The organism is Mycobacterium sp. NGS62, assembly GCF_059812285.1.
Map to the genome: position 1 here is coordinate 84,699 of NZ_JCALCK010000008.1, position 22,487 is coordinate 107,185.

The following is a 22,487-nucleotide window of genomic DNA, read 5'->3' on the forward strand; positions in this document are numbered from 1 at the left end:
CCCGCCGCAGGCCGCGTCGCCTGTCACTGGCCGAAAACCTGCCGCTGTCGCAGCCGAACGGATTGACGCCCACCGATTCCTCGTACCTCACAGTCGACACGTGTAAATCTCGCTCCAGACCATAGTGGAGGCGGCCAGGCATGTCCGGATTTTGGACAAAATCTCGGTGTGACCTACCGCTCAGTAATAGCTGCGCTGCGCAAGGCTCGCGTTACCTCAAGTGAAGCTACCAAATAGAACGCCACCCAGGTCAATGGCATCCAAAACTCTAGTTCGGAAATGCTGCCTCGAAACGTCCCGGCCAAATCAGCACATGGCCGCCAGGTAACCCCGTCACAATCGACGCTAGCAGCGTCAACCAGTCGGTGGCACCGATTGCGATCATCCCGGCGATCCCTGCCAATAGCTGATAGCTACGATCGGCGGGTGACCGATACCGCGTCTACCACACTGCCGCCCGGACCTCCCCTTCCCCTATTTGTGCAGTCCTTATTGACGTTGCGCTACGGGTTACGCTTTTTGACCGCATGCCAACGCCGCTACGGCGACGTGTTCGCGGTGCGTGAACCGCTGAAGGGCACAATGGTATATCTCGCGAATCCCGCCGACATCAAGACGGTGTTCGCCGGCGATCCGCGGGTTTTTCATGCCGGCGAAGCGAACGCGATGTTGGGCGGGCTGCTCGGCGAAAGTTCTCTGTTTGTCCTCGACGAGGATGAGCACCGCGACCGGCGTCGTCTCATGATGCCGGCGTTTCATCGCGATGCCGTCGCGCACCAGGCTGGTCAGATGGCCGAGATCGCTGCCGCGAACATCGCCCGATGGCCCATAGGCAAAAGTTTCCCGGCGGCGGCCAGGATGACTGAGATCACCCTGGAGGTGATCTTGCGGACCGTCATCGGCGCCACAGATCCGGCCCGTCTGGCCTCGCTTCGCAAGGTCGTGCCCGCGCTTCTCTATCTGAGCCCGTGGGAGACGCCGGCGATTGCGAAGCCGAACCTGCGGCAGCGTCGCCCGTGGCGAGGGTTGGGCCGGCGCTTCGCGGAAGTCGACGCTCTCCTCTACACCGAGATCGCCGAGCGTCGTGCCAATCCCGACCTGGCCGAACGCGCCGATGTGCTGGCGATGCTGATCCGCGCTGCGGACGACGACGGACGCGGGATGGATGACCGCGAACTGCGCGACCAACTCCTAACGCTGATCGGGGCTGGCCACGAGACCACCGCGTCGACGCTGGCCTGGGCGCTGGAGCGCCTGACCCGCCACCCGGGCGCGTTGGCCAAGGCGGTGCGGGCTGCCGGCGCCAGCGCGGCCGGCGATCCGGCAGGCGACGAGTACCTCGAAGCGGTGGTAAAAGAGACGCTGCGGATCCGCCCGGCGGTATTCAGTTCGGCCCGGCTCCTGACCGAGCCGACCGAGGTGGGCGGCTACCGCCTGCCGCCAGGCACCATAGTGAACCCGGCGATTGGTCTCGTGCACGCGAGCGCCGCCCTGTATCCGGATCCGGACGGGTTCGACCCGGAGCGAATGATTGGCGCGGACCTGAGTCCGACCACCTGGTTGCCGTTCGGCGGCGGCGCCCGCCGTTGCCTCGGAGCCAGCTTCGCTATGGTCGAGACGCGCGTTGTGTTGCGTGAGATCCTGCGACGCGTCGAGTTGAGCACCACTACAGCAGCCGATGAGAAGCGGAAGCTGAAGCACGTCACCTTCGTGCCACATCGTGGGGCGCGGATCGAAGTCCGGGCGATCAAGGACGTCAGGCCAGCATCGCAGGCAACAGACACCCCCCGGTGTCCTGCGCAGACCAACGGCACAACACCGCCGAACGACTCGTCGCAGAAGTAGCGGTGCTGTAATGCATTGTGCGACCGCACAATTTACGCTGGCGCATCCAGCTACCGCGTAACAACTTGGCCGCTGCGACCTAGGTCGACATCACTTTCCGGCGGCCTAGCGTCGGATCTAGGACAGAGCGTGAATCTCTGTTAGACAACGGGTGTCGCCCAGTGCATAGACGGCGATCAGCGGCGTCATCGCATGCCGCGCTTCGGTGTTCGATTGGACGGGTGTCGCTGAGTCATCGAGAACTGAGGCTGGCGAAATTTTCCACAAGGTCGGCGGCGGCCGTAATGCATTCGGCGGGTTTGGTCACCTGAGTGGCGATCTCGCGGGCCCGCGCAGCGTATGGCGCGGCCGAGATGGTGCGTAAATCTGCGACCAGAGTTTCTTCCGTAGTGGCCGAGAGACGCCGAGTGGCGCCCACCTTCAGTCGTTTGACCCGAGATCCCCAGAGCGTCTGGTCGAAGTCCGTCGAAAGGATCAGCTGGGGCACTCCAGCGCGCAACCCTATGGCCGTGGTACCCGTACCGCCGTGGTGCACGACCGCGCGGCAGGCGGGAAAGGCGGCCGCGTAATTCAGCGTGCCCACCACTTTCACGTGCTCGACCGGCGGCACGTGGCTGTAGTCAGTCCCAGCGGCGCAAACCAACGCCCGCTCGCCCAACTGCGCACAGGCCGAGCTAATCATCGCAAGTGTGTCGGCGGCAGATCCGACGGGAATGCTGCCAAAGCCAAAGAAAATCGGCGGTGTTCCCGCAGCAATCCACGATAAGGCCTCGTCGTCAGCATCGGTTGGCAACTCCATCGTCAACGCGCCGACAAAACGCCGTCGGTCCGCGAATTTCGCCCATTCCTCTGCTAGACCGGGAAAGCAAACCTTGTCGTAGGCCTGAATTTCCAGCGATCCACGCCCGGTGATCCGCCAGGGTGAGGGCCTTGACGCCTTTGGTAAGCCCAATTCACGGCGCTGTACGCCCTCGACCTTCCTCGCAGAGCGCCAGCCCAGCCACTCGGCCCCCGTCATTGCGGTGCGGCCCAACGGTGCCGGCAGGAATGAAAGAAGCTGGCCATTAGCCCGGATTGGGAACATATGCAGCGTGGCCAACGGAATGCCATAGTACTCCGCGACGTTGCCAGCGGCGTCCTCGAAATTCACGCCGGTAAACAGCAGATCGGCGCCCTCCGCCAGCGATGTCAGTGTCCTGATGATCTCTGTCCAAGACTGGAGGAAGGGCTCCATCACTTCGCGCCGCAACTTAATCAGATCCTGGATTTTCCAAAAGTTGCGAAACACATGAGTCCAGAAGTTGCGGTGGGCGTCCAGAACGTCCTGCAAATCTGGTCCGTAGGGGACCGCCTCAGGACCAGCCGCCTCGGCGAAGCCGACCAGATCGGGCGGGACGGCCATCCGCACTTCGTGCCCGCGACGCAGTAGCTCTCGGCCGACAGCGACGCATGGCTCGATATCGCCGCGGGTTCCATAGCTTGCCAGCACAAATTTCATCGGGATCTCAACCCTTCACTTCCCGTGCAGTTCCTGCGGATTGAAAGTGCGCGTCTCGCACCGCAGGTTCAACTGCCGGGCAGCATAACCCACTACCTGCGGGACCGACCGACATCCAGAAGTTCCGGGACGGCTTCGATCATTGCCACTCCGGGACTTGCGCTGCCTGCCGGTCGAGGGGTGTCTTTCGGTTTTGCGGCACGCGCCGCTCAGCTGTTGTGTCTTGCGGCAAAGTCATCGGCTTGTAGTTCGATCGGCTTGCCATGGGGTGTGCGGCTGGCCGCATGTTCCCACGCATCGCGCCAGCGCGCCGTCTCGGACGAGCCGATGCCTTTGCGCGCCAACAGGTCTTCAAGTGCCCCGAGCCAGTGGTGGTAGTAAGTGTCGCCGATGTCGGAGTCACCAGCTGCCTGTGCCGCTTTGATTCGGGTTGCCAGTGCGTCGGCCCACTCGGCCCAGGTGTACAACCCGCGCCCGTGCAAAGAAACTACGATCGCGAAAGCCCTTGCCTCCCAGGGCTCTGCGAACACCGGCTCATCGCCGCTGGCGGCCCCGGGAGCCCAAGCGGGCTGATTCATGCTGCCTCCAAGTACGGTTCCCATGCGTCAACCGACACCGTCAGGCCTGGCTCGGCGTCCGGCCACAGCTCGGCGCCCCGGAACACCACGGTGTACAGCCACTGGGGCTGTTCGCCGTGACCACCGGCATTTGCATCGGCAAAGACGTGCATTCCGTGCATCCGTTCAATCACCGCTGGCTTGGCCTGCGCATAGCTGGGTAGCCGCGTGTGATGCTGGATGGGCCCCGCGATCGTGCGCACGCGCTGACCGACGGTGAACCGCGGACCCTTGGTTGCGAGCCGCTCGGTGGGCGCGCCGCGAACCTGCAGTGTCGGCACATCGTTCGCGTGCAGGACGCGCGGCAACGCACATGCCGGATGCAGCGACCGGCCCGCAACCAGTTCCTCGGCGGAGACCAAGCCCCGCTCCTCAAGCTGTTTGAGTAGCGCGCCGAACCAGATTTCGTAGTAGCTGCGTTGGTCGTAGTCCGGTAGAGTCTCGCGCGCGGCGCGTGTCATGTCGAGATTCCAGGCCCCAGTAGCACCCATCGACAGTTGAAGCGCGAATACTCGCGGCTCCCAAGCCGCGTGCCACGGTCCGCGCTCGGCCTCGAGCTTGATCGGACCGTATCCCAGCTGGCCGCCCAGATCGGCGTGAGTGACGTACTCGTCGCTGCTCATGCGTCGACGGTCGTCGGGCTGCAGGGTAGACCGGTTCCGATCATCGAATCGCGGGTCACCAGCGCGGCGAGCTCCTCTTCATTGAGGTCATCACTTCCGACCGGTCGCATGGGCAGCACAAGATAACGGACTTCGGCCGTCGAATCCCACACCCTGATATCTGTGTCTGGCGGTAGGGTCATGCCGAACTCGGTCAGCACACCACGCGGGTCACGTACCGCACGCGAGCGGTACGCCGAGCTCTTGTACCACTTGGGAGGTAGGCCCAACACCGCCCATGGGTAGCAGCTGCACAGCGTGCAAACCACGAGATTGTGACGCTGAGGCGTGTTTTCCACTGCGATCATGTGCTCGCTCTGCCGACCGGTATAGCCTAGCCACGCGATCGCGGCGGTGGCGTCGGTCAGCAGCCAGTCGCGGTAAGTGGCATCAACCCACGCCCGAGCGATCACACGCGCACCATTACGGGGACCAATGCGAGTCTCATAGGTATCAATGAGCTCGTCTAGTGCCGCCGGATCGACGTACCCTTTGTCGACGAGCACGCTTTCCAGCGCCCTTACCCGCAGATCCATCTCACCGATCTCGCTAGGGTGACCTGCGTTGATGCCACGAGCATGGTCCCCGGGCCCGCTCATGCTTCGACGCTATGCCTACGTTGTCGAGTTCGGATCATCCGGCGCGGCACGCATGCAGCTTCCTGGTGGCCAGCGGTATACGGCAACGTCACGCGGCGGGCACCCCGGCACGTGCAACACATTCTCGCGGCCGGGTAGATGCTCCCTGCCAGCGTCGGGCCGTTCGACAAGCTAGCCAAGACCACTGCTGCGCCCCGTCAAGATGGAAGGGCCGTCGAGCTCGCTTGTCGTAACAGACCTCGCGACCGCAGCTTTTCGGTACTCCCACTGCTCCCGGTCACGGATGTAAAGCGGTGATACAGCCTTTAAGCCCGCGAGTTCAAACCCGCCGTTTCGAAGAGTAAACCGGACGTCCCCACTAACGCGTTGAGCGCTCACTTCGAGGAAGGACTGCAACGCCTTTCGGAGATTGCGAAACCATCGCCCCTCTACAGCCTCCATAATCAAAGCTTCCCCAAGAGTGCGCATCCAACGAAGTGTCTCCACCTCGACCGTCGCCGACGCGAGCTGAGCGAAAGCCTCCAGGATGAGTGTTGCAGCAGGAGCCTCACGTACCTCGAGGACCTTCTCGCCACCTTCTAGGTGCTCGAGGCCGGAGAACCGTCCGATGCCGTAACGGCCAACTTTCGCGTTGAGGCCGGAGATCAGTTCGACAAGATCAGTGACAGGCTCCGAATCCACGGATACGACACGTCCTCTATCGAAGCGCAGCTCGATGACACGGCTCGCCGTTTCAGTTGGGACCGACCACTGATACAGGTTTTCATCGATTTCGAAACCTTCGGGGTCGTCCAGGGTGCCACTCTCGAACTCTCGGCACCACAAGTTGCTGTCGACGCTTATCAACCGATTCGCGAACCCAGAGATGCCAAACGCCTCTCGGAGTTCTAAACGCTTGAAGTCGCGGGCCAGGGCATCGACCTCGTATGGCGATCCGAAGTAACCGTCAAAGCCCAGGTCGGAAATGGCTCCATTGAGCCTCCTCAAGCTATTCTGCGACTGATTGGCTGTGTGGAGCAGACACTTGGCGCCGACTGATCGCGCGAACTCCACCCCGACTCTGGCGATCAATGGTCGTGACAGCGATGCGCTAATGGGGTGCTGACCGAGATATCGGCCGCCAGCAAGAATCGATGGGTAGACAAACTCCTCCACAAATTCTTTTCTACAGTCGAGACGCGTGACATTTACATCAAATTTGTCCGCGAGGTATGAGAATTGTTCGATATCGAAGTCATCCCCGATATCGACGGACAGAGCAATAAGTTGCACATCAAGTTTCGACAGCTGTGCTAACAGATACGCGCTGTCTAATCCACCACCGCACAATGTCACAATAGTGTCATTGCGGTGACACAATTCCTGTATATCTGAAAAGGAGCGGACTTTCCTGTGATTCATGTAGTCAGCTACCATGCTTAAACCCTTTTCGGGCTGCCAGCAGTGGTCACAGGTGTAAACCTCCGTTGTCCGCTAAATGCCTGTCATTCCAAATATCGTTCGGCCGGAGGATCCGAGAGCGACAGCTCGCGCCGACGACGTTGGAAGGCTCGAACCCGACTAACGGTCCGCATCCTTACAACTGGGTCAGGCTAGCACCCCCGGATTCAAGGCACGCTAGTTCTGTCAAACTGCACGATTGGCAGGTCCCCCGTAGTCGGTCCACCTGGTGACGCGTGCCAGGCGGTGGACGGGCCGGCGCCGCTCGTTTCGACGTAGCCGCCGTTGCTGTCAGCCGACACTTCTGAGCCGGGCGAAATTTTCCAGGAGGTCGGCGGCGGTCGCGACGCTTTCGGCGGGTTTGGTCATCTGGGTGGCGATCTCCCGGGCCCGGGTGGCGTATTCCGGAGCCAAGATGGTGCGCAGGTCTCTGACTAATGATTTCTGCGTGGTGGCCGAAAGACGCCGGGCGGTACCCACCTTCAGTCGTTTGACGCGAACTCCCCAAAGCGTCTGATCGAGGTCGGTCGAAAGGACCAAGGTGGGAATCCCGGCGCGCAGGCTCGCGGCCGTAGTGCCCGCACCACCGTGGTGCACAACCGCGCGGCAGGCCGGAAAGGCTGCCGCATAATTCATCGTGCCCACAACCTTGACGTTCTCGAAATGAGGAACATTGCTGAATTCGCTCGAGCCGGTGCAAACCAACGCCCGCTCGCCCAACTGCGCGCAAGCTGTGCTGATCATTGCCAGCGTATCCGTGGCGGATTTGACCGGGATGCTGCCAAAGCCGAAGAAAATCGGCGGTGTTCCAGCGGCAATCCACGATGCTATGTCGTCATCGGCGTCGGTCGGCAACTCCATTGTCAGCGCGCCAATAAGGGGCCGTCGACCATCCCATTTCGTCCATTCTGCAACCAGTCCCGGAAAGCAAACCTCATCGTAGGCCTGAATTTCCAGCGACCCGCGTTCGGCGATCCGCCATGGCGAAGGCTTTGTCGCCTTCGGCAAACTCAGTTCACGACGCTCTGCGCCGTCGAGCTTTTTCATCATGGGCAATGCCGACCACTCGCCCATCTTCATCATGAAACGAGTCAACGGCGCTGGCAGACCCGGAATGAGCTGGCCGTTGGCCCGAATCGGGAATACATGCAGCGTGGCCAACGGAATGCCGTAATGTTCCGCAACGTTACCGGCCGACTCCTCACCAATAACTCCGGTAAACAGCAGGTCGGCGCCCTCAGCTAGCGACCTTAGTGTCGTGCTGAGCTCCTGCCAGCACTGGGTGAACAACTGCCAGTTCTCACGCACCAATCCGACCAGGTCCCCGATCTTCCAGAAGTTCTTCCAGAACTTCCGCAAGAAACGTGCCATGAAGTCATGGTTTACGCTTTGCCACACCTTCACCTCTGGCCCGTACGCAACCGGCACAAGACCAACCGCCTCGGCAAAGCCAACCAGATCCGGCGGAACGGCGATCCGAACGTCGTGCCCACGACGCAGCAACTCGCGGGCCACAGCGACACCGGGCTCGACATCGCCACGAGTCCCATAGAACGTCAGCACAAACTTCATCGCTTCCCCCAGCCCTTCCTCCCCATTCGCGTTCTGGGAAACCAAAGCGCAAGTTAGACCATATGCATGCTCAACCGCCGCGCAGCATAACCCGACACCCTGCACCAACGACCTGAAACCCAAAAGTGTTGGGCACACGAACTATCGCCCAACCGTGCTGTTCGCGCACGCCTCACTTGCCGTAAGGCAAACCGGCCTGGTCACCGCAGCACTTCCGATTGAGTCGTACGCCGCGCTTTTCCCGCTCCCAGATTCGCTTGGCTCTAAAGATCTGAACGATTGGCACGTCTCTGCAACACGCCGTTAGCCTCGCTGCCAAAAACTGAACCAAGGTTGAGCACCGAAGCCCTGCACGGCTCAGCCACTCAACACCACACAGGAATCGTGCGCCCACCGGCGTCAGAAAAACCCGCGGTTGCTTCGATAAGCCAGCAGACACACACGGTAGTGTTTGCGGCCGTGTGGGGCTCACTGCTGGCGCTGGCGTTTCTGATGGCGTTCAACCCAGTGCGTCTCGCCCTTATCCTTCTCGTGATCTCGCGGCCACGTCCCGTGCAAAACCTGCTCGCCTACGGGGCCGGCTGCCTAATTGGGTGTATCCCCGCTGTGGTGATCCCGCTGACGCTGTTGCATGTCACACCAATGTTCCGATCGTTTGCGGACAATTTGGCCCCGAGCCCCACCGTCCGGTACATCCGACTCGGCATGGGTGTGCTCGCGCTATCGATTGCCGCGGTGTTGACAGTGCGCTCTTTGACGCGGCGGCGGCAGTCGGTACATCGGCCGAAACACACGGCGGACAAGACGTCGACCCTGGTACTGGAGTCGAATACACCGGCCGCAATCTCCTGGTTGGTTGGCCGCACACAGGACGCGGCGACGGAGGGCACGTCGGCAATCCGACGCCTTCTACAACGCATCCACAATGCGTGGGAAAGCGGATCGCTGTGGGTCGCGTTTGTGATCGGCGTGGCATTCGGCGGGGTGGAACCCGACGCGGGCCTATTCTTGTTGGCTATCATCGTGGCCTCAGGAGCCGCGATCGGCACGCAAATCGCCGCCGCGACAGTGTTCGTCATCGGCGTGCTTACGGTTGTCGAGATCACCCTAGTCAGCTATTTGATCACGCCAGTGAAAACACAAGCGATAGTGCAACGGCTGCACGACTGGGCGTTGGCACACCGTCGGAAGATCCTGGTAGCCATGTGCACAGTAGCCGGAATCTCACTGGTGGCCAGCGCCATGGCAGGCATCTGAAGGAACTCAGGAACGTATCGAAGCCTATGTCGTGGATTCGACACGCTGATTCCGCAAATGGCGCGTGTTTCGGGGATGCGTACCGCGAGCGAACGTCGTTCAGGACGCTCGAATTTCAGGCCCAGGTGCCTTTGCGTCGGTGAGCGAGAGCGGCGATTTCGAAGATAAGTTTGCGTGGAATGAAGCGCTGCGCCTTGGTGACTCGCTGATAATTGTCAAGCGCGGTGCGCAAGTGTTGTTCGCTGCCTCGGTAGTCGAAGAAGACACCGTCTAACTCGTCTTGGCTCCAGGTGTCGCCATCCGCGGCCCGGTGCAGATTGCGGTAGGTAGTGGTCAGCCATTCGGTGCCGAATGGTTCCGGGCATGCGGATCCGTCGGCCTGTTGATGACGTTCGTCGACGGCGAGAAATTCATTGATCGCCGTCTCGTCGGGTTTGAGATCGATGTCCAGGGCTGCGGAGATCTTTTTGACCTCGCCCCGCCAATCCTTGAGGAGGTGAGAGTATTCCACGAACACGCGGGGCAGCCCGCGTGTGTAGCGTTCAGCGAGCAGGCTGTTTTTTAGCCAAAGCGCGGCGGCGAGTTCGGGTTTGATCACTGGCATCATTGCGGTGGCGGACTTGATGACTTCGTGGGGGTGGCGTACCGCGATCACGGTGCCGACGTTGTAACCGGCGATGCGGGCGGCTTCGAACCACATACCGGCTATCGCGGTCATCTGAAGATCCTTGATGACGTAGAGGTCCGACTGCGGCAGTGCGGTGAGGTAGGCCTTGATTTCGGCGATATCTTTTCGGTCGGCGGGTTGTTCGTGCAGGTGCAGCGTGGGGTCAGCGGAGCCGCTGTGGTGGCGGCGCAGGATTTTTTCGTTGAGGTAGCTGGCTTGACGTGGCTCCCAGAAGCCACGCGGGTTGGCTTTCGCGGCCCCGATCATCCCGGGCGGAAGTGCGGCCCCAGATAGCGACAGGACCCGTGTCAGTGCGGCGGTCCCGGATCGGGCCATCCCCAGCACGAACAAGAATGTTGTCATTAGCCGCTACCCTTCGCGTATCACTCAGCTACAAACTGGGGCTCTAACTGGATCCCGTTAGACGGGTTGATAGTACGTGAGGGCAAAGTGCTCCCGATCTTGACGACTCACCGATTGGCGGCTTGCTGTCGGACAGGCCGCCGGCGCTCGTGCTGATTTGTCACTGGTTTGACCGCGGGCGCTCCGATATACGTACCGGTGAGTGAGAAGTCATTCAAGGTCTTCGAAAGGTCTTGTCGCAAAGCGTCGTTCGAGTTGGTATAACCCGGCTGATAAACAGTGGCCGAGACAAAGACCTTCCCCTGCGCAATTCCCGACAACACGTACAGTGCTCCGCCCAAACGGTGCATCAACGTTTTGGTCACCCCTCGGTAGGAAAGCCTTGAGGCCCAGAGATCGGCGTCTGTACCGTCTGGCCGGGTGACGGCCGGGTTGACCACACCGATATTGGATGAGACGACGGTGTTGTCGACCAGCCTGACAAACCGCTTGGGCATCAGACCCAACAGGGGAACGAAGGACATCACTGCCTGCTCGTCGTCGCGCAGCTCCTGGTGGTCGATCAGCGCCTGTTTGACTGCGGCCCGGATCTCGCGCAGATCCGTCGTCGCGCGGGCGGGGTCAACCGTGACGTTGAGATGACTGACCGCGTTGGCGTGCGTATCACCGACGGCACGCTGATTAACCGGCATCCTCATGAGGACCGAGCCGTCGGCGGTGACCCGTCCAACTCGCTGGGCCAAGTGGGCCGCCAATCCCATAAGGAGCGCGTTGCTGGTCCCGCCTAGCGCTTGGGCGCGGGCCTCCCACTCGCCGACTTCGACGAAGGCCGTTGTCATTGGAGGGGTGACGGGTTCGTCGGCGCCAGCCGGAAGTCTAAGTGGCGTGGTGGACGGCGCGCCTCCGGCACCGTCGCGCATGGCACGCCGGGCCAGCCGTACCGCGGCAACGGCACCACGGCCGAGAGCGGGAATGTCGCGCACGGTTTGACGGGCGTCCTCGCGCAGCGCTTGCCACCGCCGGCGCGACCCAGCGGCAGGCCAGCTGATGGAGGCGTCGCGGCCATCCGTAGCGTCCGCCATCGCCTCCAACAACCCGGCACCGTCGGCGAGACAATGTGAGACAGCCAAGCTCACCGCCGCGCCGCCGTCGGTGAAGGGCAGCACTGCAAGGTGCCACCCGGGTCCGTGCTCTGCATCGATGGGAATGGTGGCCTGCTCCTCGAGCCAGGCGTCGAGTTCTGCGCGCGGCCGGGGCGTCGCTGCGATCTCAATCTCGGTTGGTCCGGCGGCTGATACCCAGCGGTGACGGCCGAACCGCAGTGGTGACCGTTCGATGCGGCGAGGCAACCATCCGCGCTGAAGATGCTGATGGAACTTCCGCAGACCGTCGATGTCGACCGGGCGGTTGTATACCCAGAAGGGATGCGGCATCGACGCGACTCCCGTCGCTCGCTCGGCGTCAAACGTGAGCTGGTCAAGCGGGTCGAGTAGGTTGTCCATCGTCGTACCGTACTTCCGACAGCTTGTCTTCGAAGCCATTCACCCCGCAATGACAATGGAGGCTGTCAGCCGGAGGACTTGCAGCAGCTTTGGGTTCATTACTTCTGAGTTATAGTCACAACTCACTACGCCCGGCGCGGTCGTGGATTAGCCGCTGACCACCCAGCGCCACAGGTACAAAGCAGTTCGCTGCAGATCAGAGGAAGCTTTCATGCCGAAAGATCCGCGATGAAATGTGTGCTGGCAAGCTATGGAACGCGTGGCGATGTAGAGCCTTGCGTCGCTGTCGGCCGTGAACTGCTGCGCCGCGGCCACGACGTGCGCCTAGCAGTTCCGCCTGACCTGATTGGCTTCGCCGAGTCGGCTGGGCTTACGGCGGTTGCCTTAGGTCCGGACACACAAGAGTGGTGGGGCGCGCACCGCGACTTCTGGACGCGTTCATTCCGCAACTTCTGGAAGATCCGAGATCTGATCAGGTTGTGGCGCGAAATCGGGCAGTCGATCATCCACTACTGGGAACAGATCACCACGACGCTGCGGTCGCTGACGGAGGGGGCCGATCTATTAGTCACCTTTCTGAATTTCGAGCACTCCGCTGCTAATGTCGCTGAGTATTACCACATTCCGTTGGCCACGCTGCATATCGCCCCGGTGCGGGCCAACGATCAGTCCCTGCCATTCCTGCCGTGGTCATTGGGCCGTTACGCAATGAGTGGGTACGAGTGGGTGAACTGGCGTGGGGTGAAGAAGTTCGATGACGCACAGCGGCGTGAATTGGGCCTGCCGAAGACGAAGCGCTCCGCGCCGCGACGCATCACCGAGCGTGGATCACTGGAAATTCAGGCCTACGAAGAGGCTTGCTTTCCTGGGCTGGCAGCCGAATGGTCGAAATTCAATGGGCAACGGCCCTTTGTCGGCGCGCTGACGATGGAATTACCCACGGATGTCGACGAGGAGGTCAACTCATGGATTGCCGCGGGGACACCTCCGATTTTCTTCGGGTTTGGCAGCACGCCGGTCAAATCTCCCGCCGACACGCTCGCCATGATCGCCGCGGCCTGCGCGAAGTTGGGCGAGCGGGCATTGGTGTGCTCAGGCTGGAGCAACTTCAGCGATATCCCCCATTTTGACCACGTCAAGGTGGTGGACACCGTGAACTACGCAGCTGCCTTCCCGGCCTGCGCCGCGGTCGTGCACCACGGTGGTATGGGCACCACGGCCGCGAGTCTGCGCGCAGGAGTCCCCGCCTTGATCCTTTGGACGGCACCAGACCAGGCGATCTGGGCGGCTCGGGTCAAACGACTGAAAGTTGGCTTGGGGCGGCGTTTTTCGACAACTAGCCCGGAATCGCTGGTCGCGGACCTGCGCCGAATCCTCGACCCCGAATATGTCATTCGGGCCCGCGAGGTCGCCGCCCAGACGACCAAGCCAGCCGAAAGCGTTGCCAACGCCGCCGACCTCCTCGAAAGTTTCGTCCGCTTAAGCCGTGTTGACTGACGTGGGATGGTTACTGTGGCAGCCCCTCTCAAAGCTCTGAGCCGACCGCGCCGTGCAGAACGGGCCTGCGGCCAGGTCGTGACAGGGTAGGGTTCCGGGCCGTGTGGGCTTTCGTGCTGGGGATGGCGCTTCTGTGGGCGCTTAATCCCGTACTTCTCGGCCTTGTCCTTCTTCTGATCTCCCGACCGCGGCCGATCCAAAATCTGGTTGTCTGCTGGATCGGTTGCCTGATAGCGAATGTTCCCGCCCTGCTGATTCTGTTGCTGATGCTGCATGTCATGCCCGGGTTCAGATCGGTTGCACATGAGTTGGCCACGGCGGGCCCAGACTCCACCGCCCGACACATTCAGCTCGGCATGGGTGTAGTCGCACTATTGGTCTCCGCGCTGATCGCAATGCGCTCCCGGGTGCGTCGGCGGGAAGACGTGCCGACACCGGTCGGCAGCTCTAAAACACCGACCTCAATCTCGCCGCCGCAGAGCCGCGACCAAGATGGAGCGACGGAGCGCCGGTCCGCAATCCGGCGCTTGGTTGACGACGCGAACAATGCGTGGGAAAGCGGATCGTTGTGGGTCGCTCTGGTGGTCGGTTTGACGTTCATACCGGCGGGTCCCATCATGCTTCTACTCGTAGACACCACGATCGTGGCCTCGGGCGCCCCGATCGGTACACAAGTCATCGCCGCCATCGCGTTCGTCGTCGTGATGTTTGCAGTCTTCGAGATCACCCTCGTCAGCCATCTGCTGGCGCCAGCGAAAACCCAAGCGGTGCTGCAACCGCTGCACGAATGGGCGCTGGCTCACCGCCTACAGGTCCTGGCGGCCATCTTCGCGGTGGTTGGGCTCTCGCTGGTGGCCAGGGGCGCGGGTGTCATCTGAGCTGATGGCCAAAAGGCCAAATCGTAACCATACGGCGATTCGCGGCGAGAGCACCGAGTCACCGTCTATTCTGCGGCCATGACCATGAGCCGACGGCCGGCCCGGATTGCTCGTACACGACCATCCTTCAACAGACGCATCTCCAAAGCGGATGAGCGAGTGGACAATCGGCTCGCGCTGGTGGACCAAGGATTGTTCGCGGGGCATCGTGCCGCCGGGATTAACCTCGTCATCCAAGTCGTGTGGCTGTATGAGCACGATGTCGACCTTGATGGGCTGAAACGTCTCAACCGCAATCTCGGTCACGGGATGTTGGGACGCCTCATCGAACGTTCTCCGCTGCCGTTCGCGCGGCATCGGTGGGTCATAGGTCGACGGCCTTCCGATATTGATGTCAGTGAGTGCGCCCGCCCACGCGCTGAGCTCAGCGACTGGGCTGACGAACGCTCACAGGTGCGCATTGATCCGGAACGGGGACCCGGCTGGCATTTCGGCGTCCTTCCCCTTACCGACGGCTCGACCGCGGTCTCCATGGTGCTTTCCCACTACGTGGTCGACGGCCTCGGGCTCCACATGGTAGTAGCCGATGCCGTGCTTGGTAACACGCACGATCTTGGCTACCTACCATCGAATTCACGTACGCGGCGGCGTGCGCTGGTTCAGGATGCCCGCCTAACGGCACGGGAGGCGCCTGAGGTCGGCCGGGCGCTTGTCACGGCAGCACGGCTGGCCCGGAAACAGGCAGGTGCGCGACAGGATGGTGCGCGGTCGCCAGCACGGCGACCTGTAGCCATCCGCGCGGGTGACGGCGATGATGCTGTGGTCGTGCCGGCCGTCTCGATACAAGTCGATCTTGATGAGTGGGATGCCCGCGCAAAGGCTCTCGGCGGAACGGGGAAGACGCTGATCGCAGCGTTGGGTACGAAACTTGCCGAGGGCCTGGGGCGACAACGCGCTCGCGACGGCTTCGTCACTTTGCACCTGCCGATGAACGATCGCAGCGAGGGTGATACGCGTGCGAACGCAATGTCGATCGCGACGGTCAGCGTCGACCCGAGCCGAGTAACGACCGATCTGCGTGACATCCGTGACGCCATCAGGCAGGCACTGAGGACTCTACGGGAGACGCCTGACGAGGCACTGCAGTTGCGCTCGCTGGTCCCGTTCACGCCGAAGCGGGCGTTGAAAAGGATGGTGGATGCGGGACTCACCGACCCGGATGCTCCCACGCTTTGTTCAAATCTCGACGAGTTCGACCCCGTGGTGTTCCGTCCGGATGGCACCGACGGTGAGATCATCCTGACGCGGGTGACTGGGCAGGGCGTAACGCGGCAGTGGCTCGAGGTAACCGGCGGACAGATGACTCTGCAGTCTTGGCGCGTTGAAGGCGGCTCCAAGATCTACTTCACCGTCAACGCCTACCAACCAGGTGCAGAGAACACAAAGCCCGCCTTGCGTGAACTGGTTGGGGACACACTGGCCGAGTTCGGCCTGACTGGCGAGATCTATTAACGAACGGGTTCGTGCCCTCACTTGACACGTAAAACAAAGCCGGCCTGGTCACCACGGCCCTGCCGGTTGAGTCGATCCGCGCGTTTTGCCCACTCCCACATTTGCTTGGCCCCAAACATCCGAACGATTTTGGGGTCAGTCACCGCAACGTCCCGCCGATAGGCTTCGCTTCCCAAAAACTGACCCAAATTCGAATCGTCAAATGTCCGCTCGACTCGCAGCCCGGCCTTCTCAGCTGCCAGTGCCATTGCCTCTCGTGAAGGTATGACGAAATGCCGAGGCGCATCGATCTGCACCCAATCGGCGGCATATGTAGCCCATGCTTCGGATGAGGTCGTCGGCACGCGTGCCAAACAAACGCCTCCGGCAGCGAGCTTCTCGTATGCCAACTTGAGGGTCGCGATCGGGTCAGGAACGTGTTCAAGCGAATGATTGAACATGATGAGGTCAAATTCGCCAGCCACATTACCCAAATCTCGCTTCATCAGCGGCACTCCGCTAGGAGTCTTCTGATCGGCTGGGATGAACGGATCTGCGCCAGACAGGTTGCTGAATCCGACTCTGGCCAATCGCTCCAGCAGCAAACCGCTACCACAGCCCACGTCTAAGATTCGCGCGCTCCGTTCAAGCGGAAGCTGAGCGAGCATTCCGAGGACGTCTCCTCCGAGGAGAAGGCGGAGGATGCCCTCGGGCAAGCGCCGCGCCAGGAGGGCACCGACCAGCCGGCCGCCGGTCTGCAATTTATAGCGGTCTTGCCGCGTGATGAGCCATCGAAGAATCCCGGGTTCGTTGTACGAGTGATAACCTCCGGGATAATGGCGCATGAGCTCTTCACCCTCGGGCTCATTCACAATTTGTAACGTGTCGCACGCGGCGCAGATAAAATATCCAAACCGCTCTCCGGTGCCGAACATCATCTCGCGAACCACAATAGTTCGATGGGGACCCGTCGATCCGCATAGCCGGCATTCTCTATTAATCTCGTTCACTCAGCCCCTCCAACGAACAAAGCTTTGTCTGGGCGAAGCGGTACATTCGGTAACACGTTGCTCAGCTTCGCAGGTTGTGGCAGAACTTCGAAAAAGACCGATCGTCTAAGGATCCCGGAAAGGGGCGGTTTCACTTTCTTGAACCGTCCGATGTTCCTCTCCAGCCCGCGCACAACCTTTTCATTGGTAAGCCTTTCCGCGATGAATTGCACGGAGGAGTTGTGCAAACCCGCCTCCCTGCTGGCGACGTGGTCGTGGCAACCGGTGCCGATGTAGTCGATGTACTGATCCGCGAAGGGGAGGCCCTCGGCGTTACTACACACGAAGTCCAGGGCGGGTACGTGGCTGAGGGCCATCAGTGGAGTATGCCAGGACCCGCGCAGGGTTCCGGGCAGTAGCACCCGATCGGGTTACTCTCATCAATGGGTGCGCCGCCACCCGGAACCCGGCCGCATAGGAACACGCAAATAGCTGGCTGTCGGCGCCACCGTGGGTGAGTGACCCAACGAAATGCCCCAATCCTCCGCGGTATTGGCAGCAAGCGGCCGGCTCTAAACTCAAGCTGGCTCGGCGCCATCCGTCAGCGGCACAGGGTCGTGTGAATCTCCCGGTCAATTGTGCTCACATGTGCCGCGACCCGTCACCTCCGCGCAACACGACGGCGACGGCGTTGTCGTCGTGCCGGCTGTCACGACCTACATCGACCTGGACGATTGGGATGCCCGCGCGGAGGCTTTGGGCGGAGCGAGTCACACGATGGCGGCCGCGTTCGCTGCCAAACTCGCCGAGCGCATCGGGCGCCGACGAGCCGATGACGGCGCCGTCACGCTGCAAATCCCGATGAGTGATCGCACCGAGGATGACACGCGTGCGATGGCACTGTCTTATGCGCGGGTCACCGTGGACCCGACTGGGCTGACGACGGATCTGAGCGACATCCGGGCCGCCATCAAGCAGACGTTGAAGACGATGAAAGAGACCCAGGACGAAGCGAAGCAGGTCCTGTGGCTGCCCTCGTTCACGCCGACGCGGGCGGTCAAACGGATGGTCGCCAATGACTGCTGACCCCGATGCCCCAGTGTTTTGTTCGTATCTCGGCGACCTTCCGTCGGTGATCGGCTGTCCCGACGGCACCGTCGCCGAGGTGGAGAATGCGCGCGGCACCGGGCAAACGCGAAACCCGCCGCTTCCTGGAACGACTCGGCGGCCGAATGATCATTCTGTCCGGGCGCATCAATGGCAAGATCTTCATCAGTATCGGCGCCTACCAACCGGGCGCCGAGAACACCAAATCCGCCTTGCGCGAGGTGACCGCGAGCACCCTGGCCGACTTCGGCCTGACTGGGGACATCGACTAAAGCGACTAATGGCTCAAATGTGGTGCGCACGTCAGCGCGGTTCTACCGCTGGCGTGAGCCGACTCCGGCGACACCCGGGGGTTCACGGAAGAACGGTGAAGCTCTCGGTATGGCACGGACGGACGACCGTGAAGTGACGGCGGTCGACGGTCGCGATCTCGCTGATGCCCAACCGTTCTGCTGTGGTCACCACGGAGGCGTCTACGGTGCCAAGCGGCAAGTCTCGGTACCGCGCAACAAGCTCTGCGATCCGCAGCCAATCTCCCGCGGCTACCGGTTCGACGGCGAACGCACCATCGGCCAGGTCGCCGAGGAATCGCACCTCAGCTTCGGCGCCCAGCCTGGTGCCCAGTAGGTAGGCCACTTCGGTGATGACGAGTGTCGGGACGATCAACGGACCCGGATGGGTCTTTAGAAGTTCCAGCGACGGCACATGGTGAGCGTCGTCGGCGTCGACATAGGCATATAGAGGACCCGCGTCGACAACAATTGCCCCTATGGTCTGACCTCGGCAGCCAAGATCTCCTCGATACGCTCGGAGACATCGCTTCGACCGCTACGGCCGGCGGCCGCTGCGTTGAGGCGCCGACGGGCACCGGTCGTGCCAAGGTATGCCTCGAGCGCTTCACGGCTAACCTCCGAGATGGTCAAATTCCGTCGCTCAGCCTCGTGCCGCAGGCGAGCATCCAGCGCGTCGGGGATCTTGACCGTCGTCCGTTTCATGTATGCCAGCATACCTCGGCTGTCCATCGTGCACCGGCCAGAAGTGCCCACCACGCCCGCCGTATGCGGATACCTGGCTAGATTGGCCTTGATTACCAATCTCAGTATTTTTACTGAAACACTCGCGTTCACTGCTCGTCGCGCCTAAGCTCCGAAGCACCCGGTTGCCCACCAAAGGAGCGGCGACATGATCTTCCGGCAGTATTTCGTGGCTTCCCTGTCCCAGCTGTCCTACTTGATTGGTGACTCTGCCTCGGGCCGTGCGGTCGTGGTCGATCCGCACCGCGACATCGCGGCTTACCGGCATGACGCCGAGGAGGACGGCCTTTTCATCGAGCGGGTGATCGAAACCCACTGCCACGCAGACTTTCTCTCCGGTCACCTCGAACTCGCCGCCGCGACCGGTGCCACGATCTGCTACGGCGCAGGCACCACCACCGATTACCCGATCGAATCGCTGCACGACGGCCAGCGGCTCCATCTGGGCGACGTGGCACTGGAGATTCGAGCGACCCCGGGGCACACCCCGGAATCGATCAGCATCGTGGTGTACGAGCACCGCGACCATGCCGCACCCTACGGCGTGCTGACCGGGGACACCCTGCTCATCGGCGATGTCGGCCGGCCCGACTTGACGTCGGGTGTCGGCTGTACCAGCGCCGACATGGCGCACCAGCTCTACCATTCGCTACATCGCAAACTGCTGACGCTGCCCGACGAGACTCGCGTGTTTCCCGCCCACGGCCCGGGTTCGCCGTGCGCCCGCAACGTCTCCGCCGACACCTCGTCCACCATCGGCCAACAGCGGCGGACCAATCACGCGCTGGCACTGCGCGACGAGGCGCAATTCGTCGCCGCGGTCACCACGGGTCAGCCACCGACACCGCCGTACTTCTCCTTCGCCGCCCAACGCAACCGCGAGCGGCGCCCACTGCTCGACGAGGCAACCGCGCCGCCCCCGCTGTCGTTCACCGCACTGGCCGCGCAGCGATCCGCGGGCGCGGTCGTGCTCGATGCGCGCGACCCCTCGGATTTCGCGGCCGGCCACGTGCGCGGATCGGTCAACGTCGGCCTCGACGGCCGGTTCGCCGAATATGTCGGCAGCGTGCTGCCTCCCGACCAGCGTCTCGTCCTGGTATGCCCGGAAGGTAGAGAACTCGAGGCCACCATTCAGCTCGGCCGGATCGGTTACGACAATGTCGTCGGCTACCTCGACAACCCGCTGGCCGCTTTCCTCGACCATGCCGATGCGATCGAGGCCAGTTCACGACTCACCGCGACGGCACTGGCGACACACCGGGTCGACACACCCGGATTGGTGCTGCTGGACGTGCGCAATCCGGGCGAGCTCACCAACGGTGTGATCCCGGGCGCTGCGCACATACCGTTGAGCCGGCTGGTGCAACGGGCCCACGAACTGGACCGCACCTCCCCGACCACCGTCTACTGCGCCGCCGGCTACCGCTCGATGATCGCGGCGAGCTGGCTGACCGCGGCCGGCTTTGTCGACGTTTCTGATCTCGTGGGCGGGTATGGCGCCTGGGCGGCGCTGCCGGTTGCCGAGCCGGTCGCGGCCCGATGATCACCGCGCTGACCACTCCACCCATCGGATGGGAGGAGGCCTACTCTCAGGCAGTCGAAGCGGGTTTGCACGTCCATACCCCCCATCCGCTCAACGCCGAAACGCCGCTGCTCAGCATGCTCGGCACCGACATCACCCCGGCCGATCACTTCTACGTGCGTAATCACTTCGCCATCCCCGCCGTGGACGCGACGGACTGGCGGCTGACGGTCGGCGGCCACGTGCTGCGGCGCCAGACGTACAGCCTCGAAAAGTTGCGTGGGCTACGCTCCCATACCCGGGTCGTGACCCTGGAGTGCGCCGGAAACAACCGCTCCACGCTAGACCAGCAGTTGCCGGATCTGCAGTGGGGCCTCGGCGCCGCGGGCACCGCCGCATGGACCGGTGTGCGACTCGTCGACATCCTGGACGAGGCGGGCGTGGCAGCCGATGCGTGCGAGGTGGTGTTCCGGGGCGCCGACTGCGGGCACGTCGACGGACGCGCCGAAACCACATTCTTTGAGCGCAGCCTTGCGCTGGCCGACATCGCCGACGGCGGTGCGTTGCTGGCCTATGCGATGAATGGAGCGCCGTTACCCCGCCACCACGGCTATCCGTTACGCCTGGTGGTTCCGGGGTGGTATGGAATGGCGTCGGTCAAATGGTTGACCGACATCGAGGTCATCGACCACAGCTTCGAAGGCCATTTCCAGACCGACCGATACCGCTACGAATGGCTGCAGGACGGACAGGCCGTCAGCGCGCCGGTTCGGCGACAACGAGTGCGCGCGGTCACCACGGAACCCGTTGCAGGACAACAGCTTCACCGCGGTACGGCGACGATTCGCGGCTTGGCGTGGTCCGGTGCGGCGCCGATCGCCCAGGTCTGGGTCAGCGTGGACGAGCGGCCCTGGCAGCAGGCGCGCCTTTTGGGTCGTCCGGTGCGGGGCAGATGGCGGCAGTGGGAGCTGGGCATCGAGCTCGATCGCCCCGGAGCGGTGACGGTCCGCGCGTGCGCCGTCGACCACGCCGGTCGTGCCCAGCCCAGGCAACCCCGGTGGAACAGACTGGGATACGGAGCAAATGCCGTGCAAACAGTCACGGTTCACGTCGTTTAAGCCAGCCGGCGCCCTTCGAAGCCGCCCGACCTCGACGCGTTGGTCTGACGTTGGGATCGGCATCGTAAACTTGCCGCACCCGACCTGGGTTTATTCGTGCTCGCTATCATCGTGCCGGTAAGGAGGATGTGTGAAAACCACTCCTAAAATGTTGCTATTCGCACTCGTTGAGCCGGTTGTGTTCGGCACGGTGCTGTTTTTGGTGGCTGGCACCGTGAACTACTGGCAAGCCTGGGTTTTTCTGGCGGTATACGTCCTGTCGACGTGGATTCCCAGCACCTACTTGCTACGTACGAATCCCGTTGCGCTGCAACGACGGATGCGCGGGGGGCCGACCGCGGAGACCCGAACGGCGCAGAAGGTGGTGATGGGCGGCCTATGGCTGTCGCTGACGGCGATGTTCGTGGTCAGCGCCCTTGACCATCGCTTTGGCTGGTCGCCGGTGCCAACGGCAATCTGCTTGGCCGGAGATGTGCTGGTGGCCGTGGGACTGAGTGTGATGATGCTGGTGGTCATTCAGAACAGCCACGCGGCCGCCACCGTCCGGGTGGAATCAAGCCAGACGCTCGTCTCGACCGGCCTCTACGGACTGGTGCGCCACCCCATGTACACCGGCAACGTGATCATGATGGTGGGCGCCCCACTTGCGCTCGGCTCCTTCTGGGGGCTGGTCTTCGTCATACCGGGCGTGATCGTGCTCAGCATGCGCATCCGCGACGAAGAGAAACTGCTCCGAAGAGAGTTGGCCGGATACCCGGAGTACACGCAGAAGGTGCGTTATCGCCTAGTGCCACTTATGTGGTGACCGCCGCACGGCTTGGCGTCCTTA

The 22,487-nt window shown here is 62.3% G+C and carries 20 protein-coding genes and 1 pseudogene; 9 read left to right on the top strand and 12 right to left on the bottom strand.

All coding sequences use genetic code 11. The annotated features are described in order from the left end of the window. Window positions 1–426: 426 nt before the first annotated feature. Complete coding sequence (locus AC5Y49_RS18565) at window positions 427–1,845, top strand: cytochrome P450 (protein WP_499889642.1); 1,419 nt, start codon at window positions 427–429, stop codon at window positions 1,843–1,845. A 232-nt stretch (window positions 1,846–2,077) separates the two neighbouring features. On the opposite strand, the gene AC5Y49_RS18570 is transcribed toward AC5Y49_RS18565, so the two are convergent. From AC5Y49_RS18570 to AC5Y49_RS18595, 6 genes are all read right to left on the bottom strand, one after another. Next, window positions 2,078–3,343, bottom strand: coding sequence for a glycosyltransferase (locus tag AC5Y49_RS18570; RefSeq protein ID WP_499889644.1), 1,266 nt, complete (start codon window positions 3,341–3,343; stop codon window positions 2,078–2,080). Window positions 3,344–3,552: 209 nt separating this feature from the next. Continuing rightward, window positions 3,553–3,921, bottom strand: a complete 369-nt coding sequence (locus tag AC5Y49_RS18575) for a nitrile hydratase accessory protein (protein ID WP_499889645.1) — start codon at window positions 3,919–3,921, stop codon at window positions 3,553–3,555. Further along, entirely contained in the window at window positions 3,918–4,583 is a 666-nt protein-coding gene (gene nthB, locus AC5Y49_RS18580; protein ID WP_499889648.1) for a nitrile hydratase subunit beta, read from the bottom strand. Before nthB ends, AC5Y49_RS18575 begins: the two co-directional genes overlap by 4 nt. Next, window positions 4,580–5,221 carry a nitrile hydratase subunit alpha gene (gene nthA, locus AC5Y49_RS18585; RefSeq protein ID WP_499889652.1) on the bottom strand — a complete coding sequence of 214 codons (642 nt, stop codon included), beginning with the start codon at window positions 5,219–5,221 and terminating at the stop codon, window positions 4,580–4,582. The genes nthB and nthA overlap by 4 nt, the downstream gene beginning before the upstream one ends. A gap of 171 nt (window positions 5,222–5,392) precedes the next feature. Continuing rightward, a complete protein-coding gene (locus AC5Y49_RS18590; RefSeq protein ID WP_499889655.1) occupies window positions 5,393–6,637 on the bottom strand; it encodes an argininosuccinate synthase-related protein in 1,245 nt (414 codons plus the stop codon). Between the two features lie 315 nt (window positions 6,638–6,952). Next, window positions 6,953–8,233 carry a glycosyltransferase gene (locus AC5Y49_RS18595; protein WP_499889657.1) on the bottom strand — a complete coding sequence of 427 codons (1,281 nt, stop codon included), beginning with the start codon at window positions 8,231–8,233 and terminating at the stop codon, window positions 6,953–6,955. A gap of 459 nt (window positions 8,234–8,692) precedes the next feature. Here AC5Y49_RS18595 and AC5Y49_RS18600 point away from each other — a divergent pair, with 459 nt between their 5' ends. Beyond that, window positions 8,693–9,490, top strand: a complete 798-nt coding sequence (locus AC5Y49_RS18600) for a GAP family protein (protein WP_499889659.1) — start codon at window positions 8,693–8,695, stop codon at window positions 9,488–9,490. 115 nt (window positions 9,491–9,605) lie between these two features. Here AC5Y49_RS18600 and AC5Y49_RS18605 read toward each other — a convergent pair whose 3' ends face one another. Continuing rightward, window positions 9,606–10,520, bottom strand: coding sequence for a sulfotransferase family protein (locus AC5Y49_RS18605; protein ID WP_499889661.1), 915 nt, complete (start codon window positions 10,518–10,520; stop codon window positions 9,606–9,608). Window positions 10,521–10,627: 107 nt separating this feature from the next. Then, the gene (locus AC5Y49_RS18610) at window positions 10,628–12,022 is read right to left on the bottom strand and encodes a WS/DGAT/MGAT family O-acyltransferase (RefSeq protein ID WP_499889663.1); all 1,395 of its coding nucleotides are present in this window, start codon (window positions 12,020–12,022) and stop codon (window positions 10,628–10,630) included. Between the two features lie 228 nt (window positions 12,023–12,250). Here AC5Y49_RS18610 and AC5Y49_RS18615 point away from each other — a divergent pair, with 228 nt between their 5' ends. From AC5Y49_RS18615 to AC5Y49_RS18625, 3 genes are all read left to right on the top strand, one after another. Next, complete coding sequence (locus AC5Y49_RS18615) at window positions 12,251–13,519, top strand: glycosyltransferase (protein WP_499889665.1); 1,269 nt, start codon at window positions 12,251–12,253, stop codon at window positions 13,517–13,519. Window positions 13,520–13,641: 122 nt separating this feature from the next. Continuing rightward, entirely contained in the window at window positions 13,642–14,397 is a 756-nt protein-coding gene (locus AC5Y49_RS18620) for a GAP family protein (protein ID WP_499889691.1), read from the top strand. 78 nt (window positions 14,398–14,475) lie between these two features. Beyond that, entirely contained in the window at window positions 14,476–15,909 is a 1,434-nt protein-coding gene (locus tag AC5Y49_RS18625) for a hypothetical protein (RefSeq protein WP_499889667.1), read from the top strand. A gap of 17 nt (window positions 15,910–15,926) precedes the next feature. Here the strand turns inward: AC5Y49_RS18625 and AC5Y49_RS18630 are convergent, their stop codons facing one another. Together AC5Y49_RS18630 and AC5Y49_RS18635 are read right to left on the bottom strand one after the other, a co-directional pair. Further along, window positions 15,927–16,826 carry a class I SAM-dependent methyltransferase gene (locus tag AC5Y49_RS18630; protein ID WP_499889669.1) on the bottom strand — a complete coding sequence of 300 codons (900 nt, stop codon included), beginning with the start codon at window positions 16,824–16,826 and terminating at the stop codon, window positions 15,927–15,929. Window positions 16,827–16,894: 68 nt separating this feature from the next. Continuing rightward, window positions 16,895–17,254 (bottom strand): hypothetical protein, encoded by a 360-nt coding sequence (locus tag AC5Y49_RS18635; protein WP_499889671.1) that lies wholly within the window; start codon window positions 17,252–17,254, stop codon window positions 16,895–16,897. A gap of 307 nt (window positions 17,255–17,561) precedes the next feature. Between AC5Y49_RS18635 and AC5Y49_RS18640 the strand changes: the two are divergent. After that, a pseudogene (locus AC5Y49_RS18640) lies at window positions 17,562–18,256 on the top strand (hypothetical protein); the annotation flags it as partial. Between the two features lie 82 nt (window positions 18,257–18,338). Here the strand turns inward: AC5Y49_RS18640 and AC5Y49_RS18645 are convergent. Together AC5Y49_RS18645 and AC5Y49_RS18650 are read right to left on the bottom strand one after the other, a co-directional pair. Then, window positions 18,339–18,755, bottom strand: coding sequence for a type II toxin-antitoxin system VapC family toxin (locus AC5Y49_RS18645; RefSeq protein ID WP_499889693.1), 417 nt, complete (start codon window positions 18,753–18,755; stop codon window positions 18,339–18,341). Continuing rightward, complete coding sequence (locus tag AC5Y49_RS18650; RefSeq protein ID WP_499889672.1) at window positions 18,752–18,979, bottom strand: ribbon-helix-helix domain-containing protein; 228 nt, start codon at window positions 18,977–18,979, stop codon at window positions 18,752–18,754. The genes AC5Y49_RS18645 and AC5Y49_RS18650 overlap by 4 nt, the downstream gene beginning before the upstream one ends. Window positions 18,980–19,166: 187 nt before the next feature. Here AC5Y49_RS18650 and AC5Y49_RS18655 point away from each other — a divergent pair, with 187 nt between their 5' ends. From AC5Y49_RS18655 to AC5Y49_RS18665, 3 genes are all read left to right on the top strand, one after another. After that, a complete protein-coding gene (locus tag AC5Y49_RS18655) occupies window positions 19,167–20,561 on the top strand; it encodes an MBL fold metallo-hydrolase (RefSeq protein WP_499889674.1) in 1,395 nt (464 codons plus the stop codon). Beyond that, window positions 20,558–21,658, top strand: coding sequence for a sulfite oxidase (locus tag AC5Y49_RS18660; RefSeq protein ID WP_499889679.1), 1,101 nt, complete (start codon window positions 20,558–20,560; stop codon window positions 21,656–21,658). The genes AC5Y49_RS18655 and AC5Y49_RS18660 overlap by 4 nt, the downstream gene beginning before the upstream one ends. Window positions 21,659–21,806: 148 nt before the next feature. Then, window positions 21,807–22,463 carry a methyltransferase family protein gene (locus AC5Y49_RS18665; protein WP_499889695.1) on the top strand — a complete coding sequence of 219 codons (657 nt, stop codon included), beginning with the start codon at window positions 21,807–21,809 and terminating at the stop codon, window positions 22,461–22,463. The last annotated feature ends 24 nt before the right edge of the window (window positions 22,464–22,487 follow it).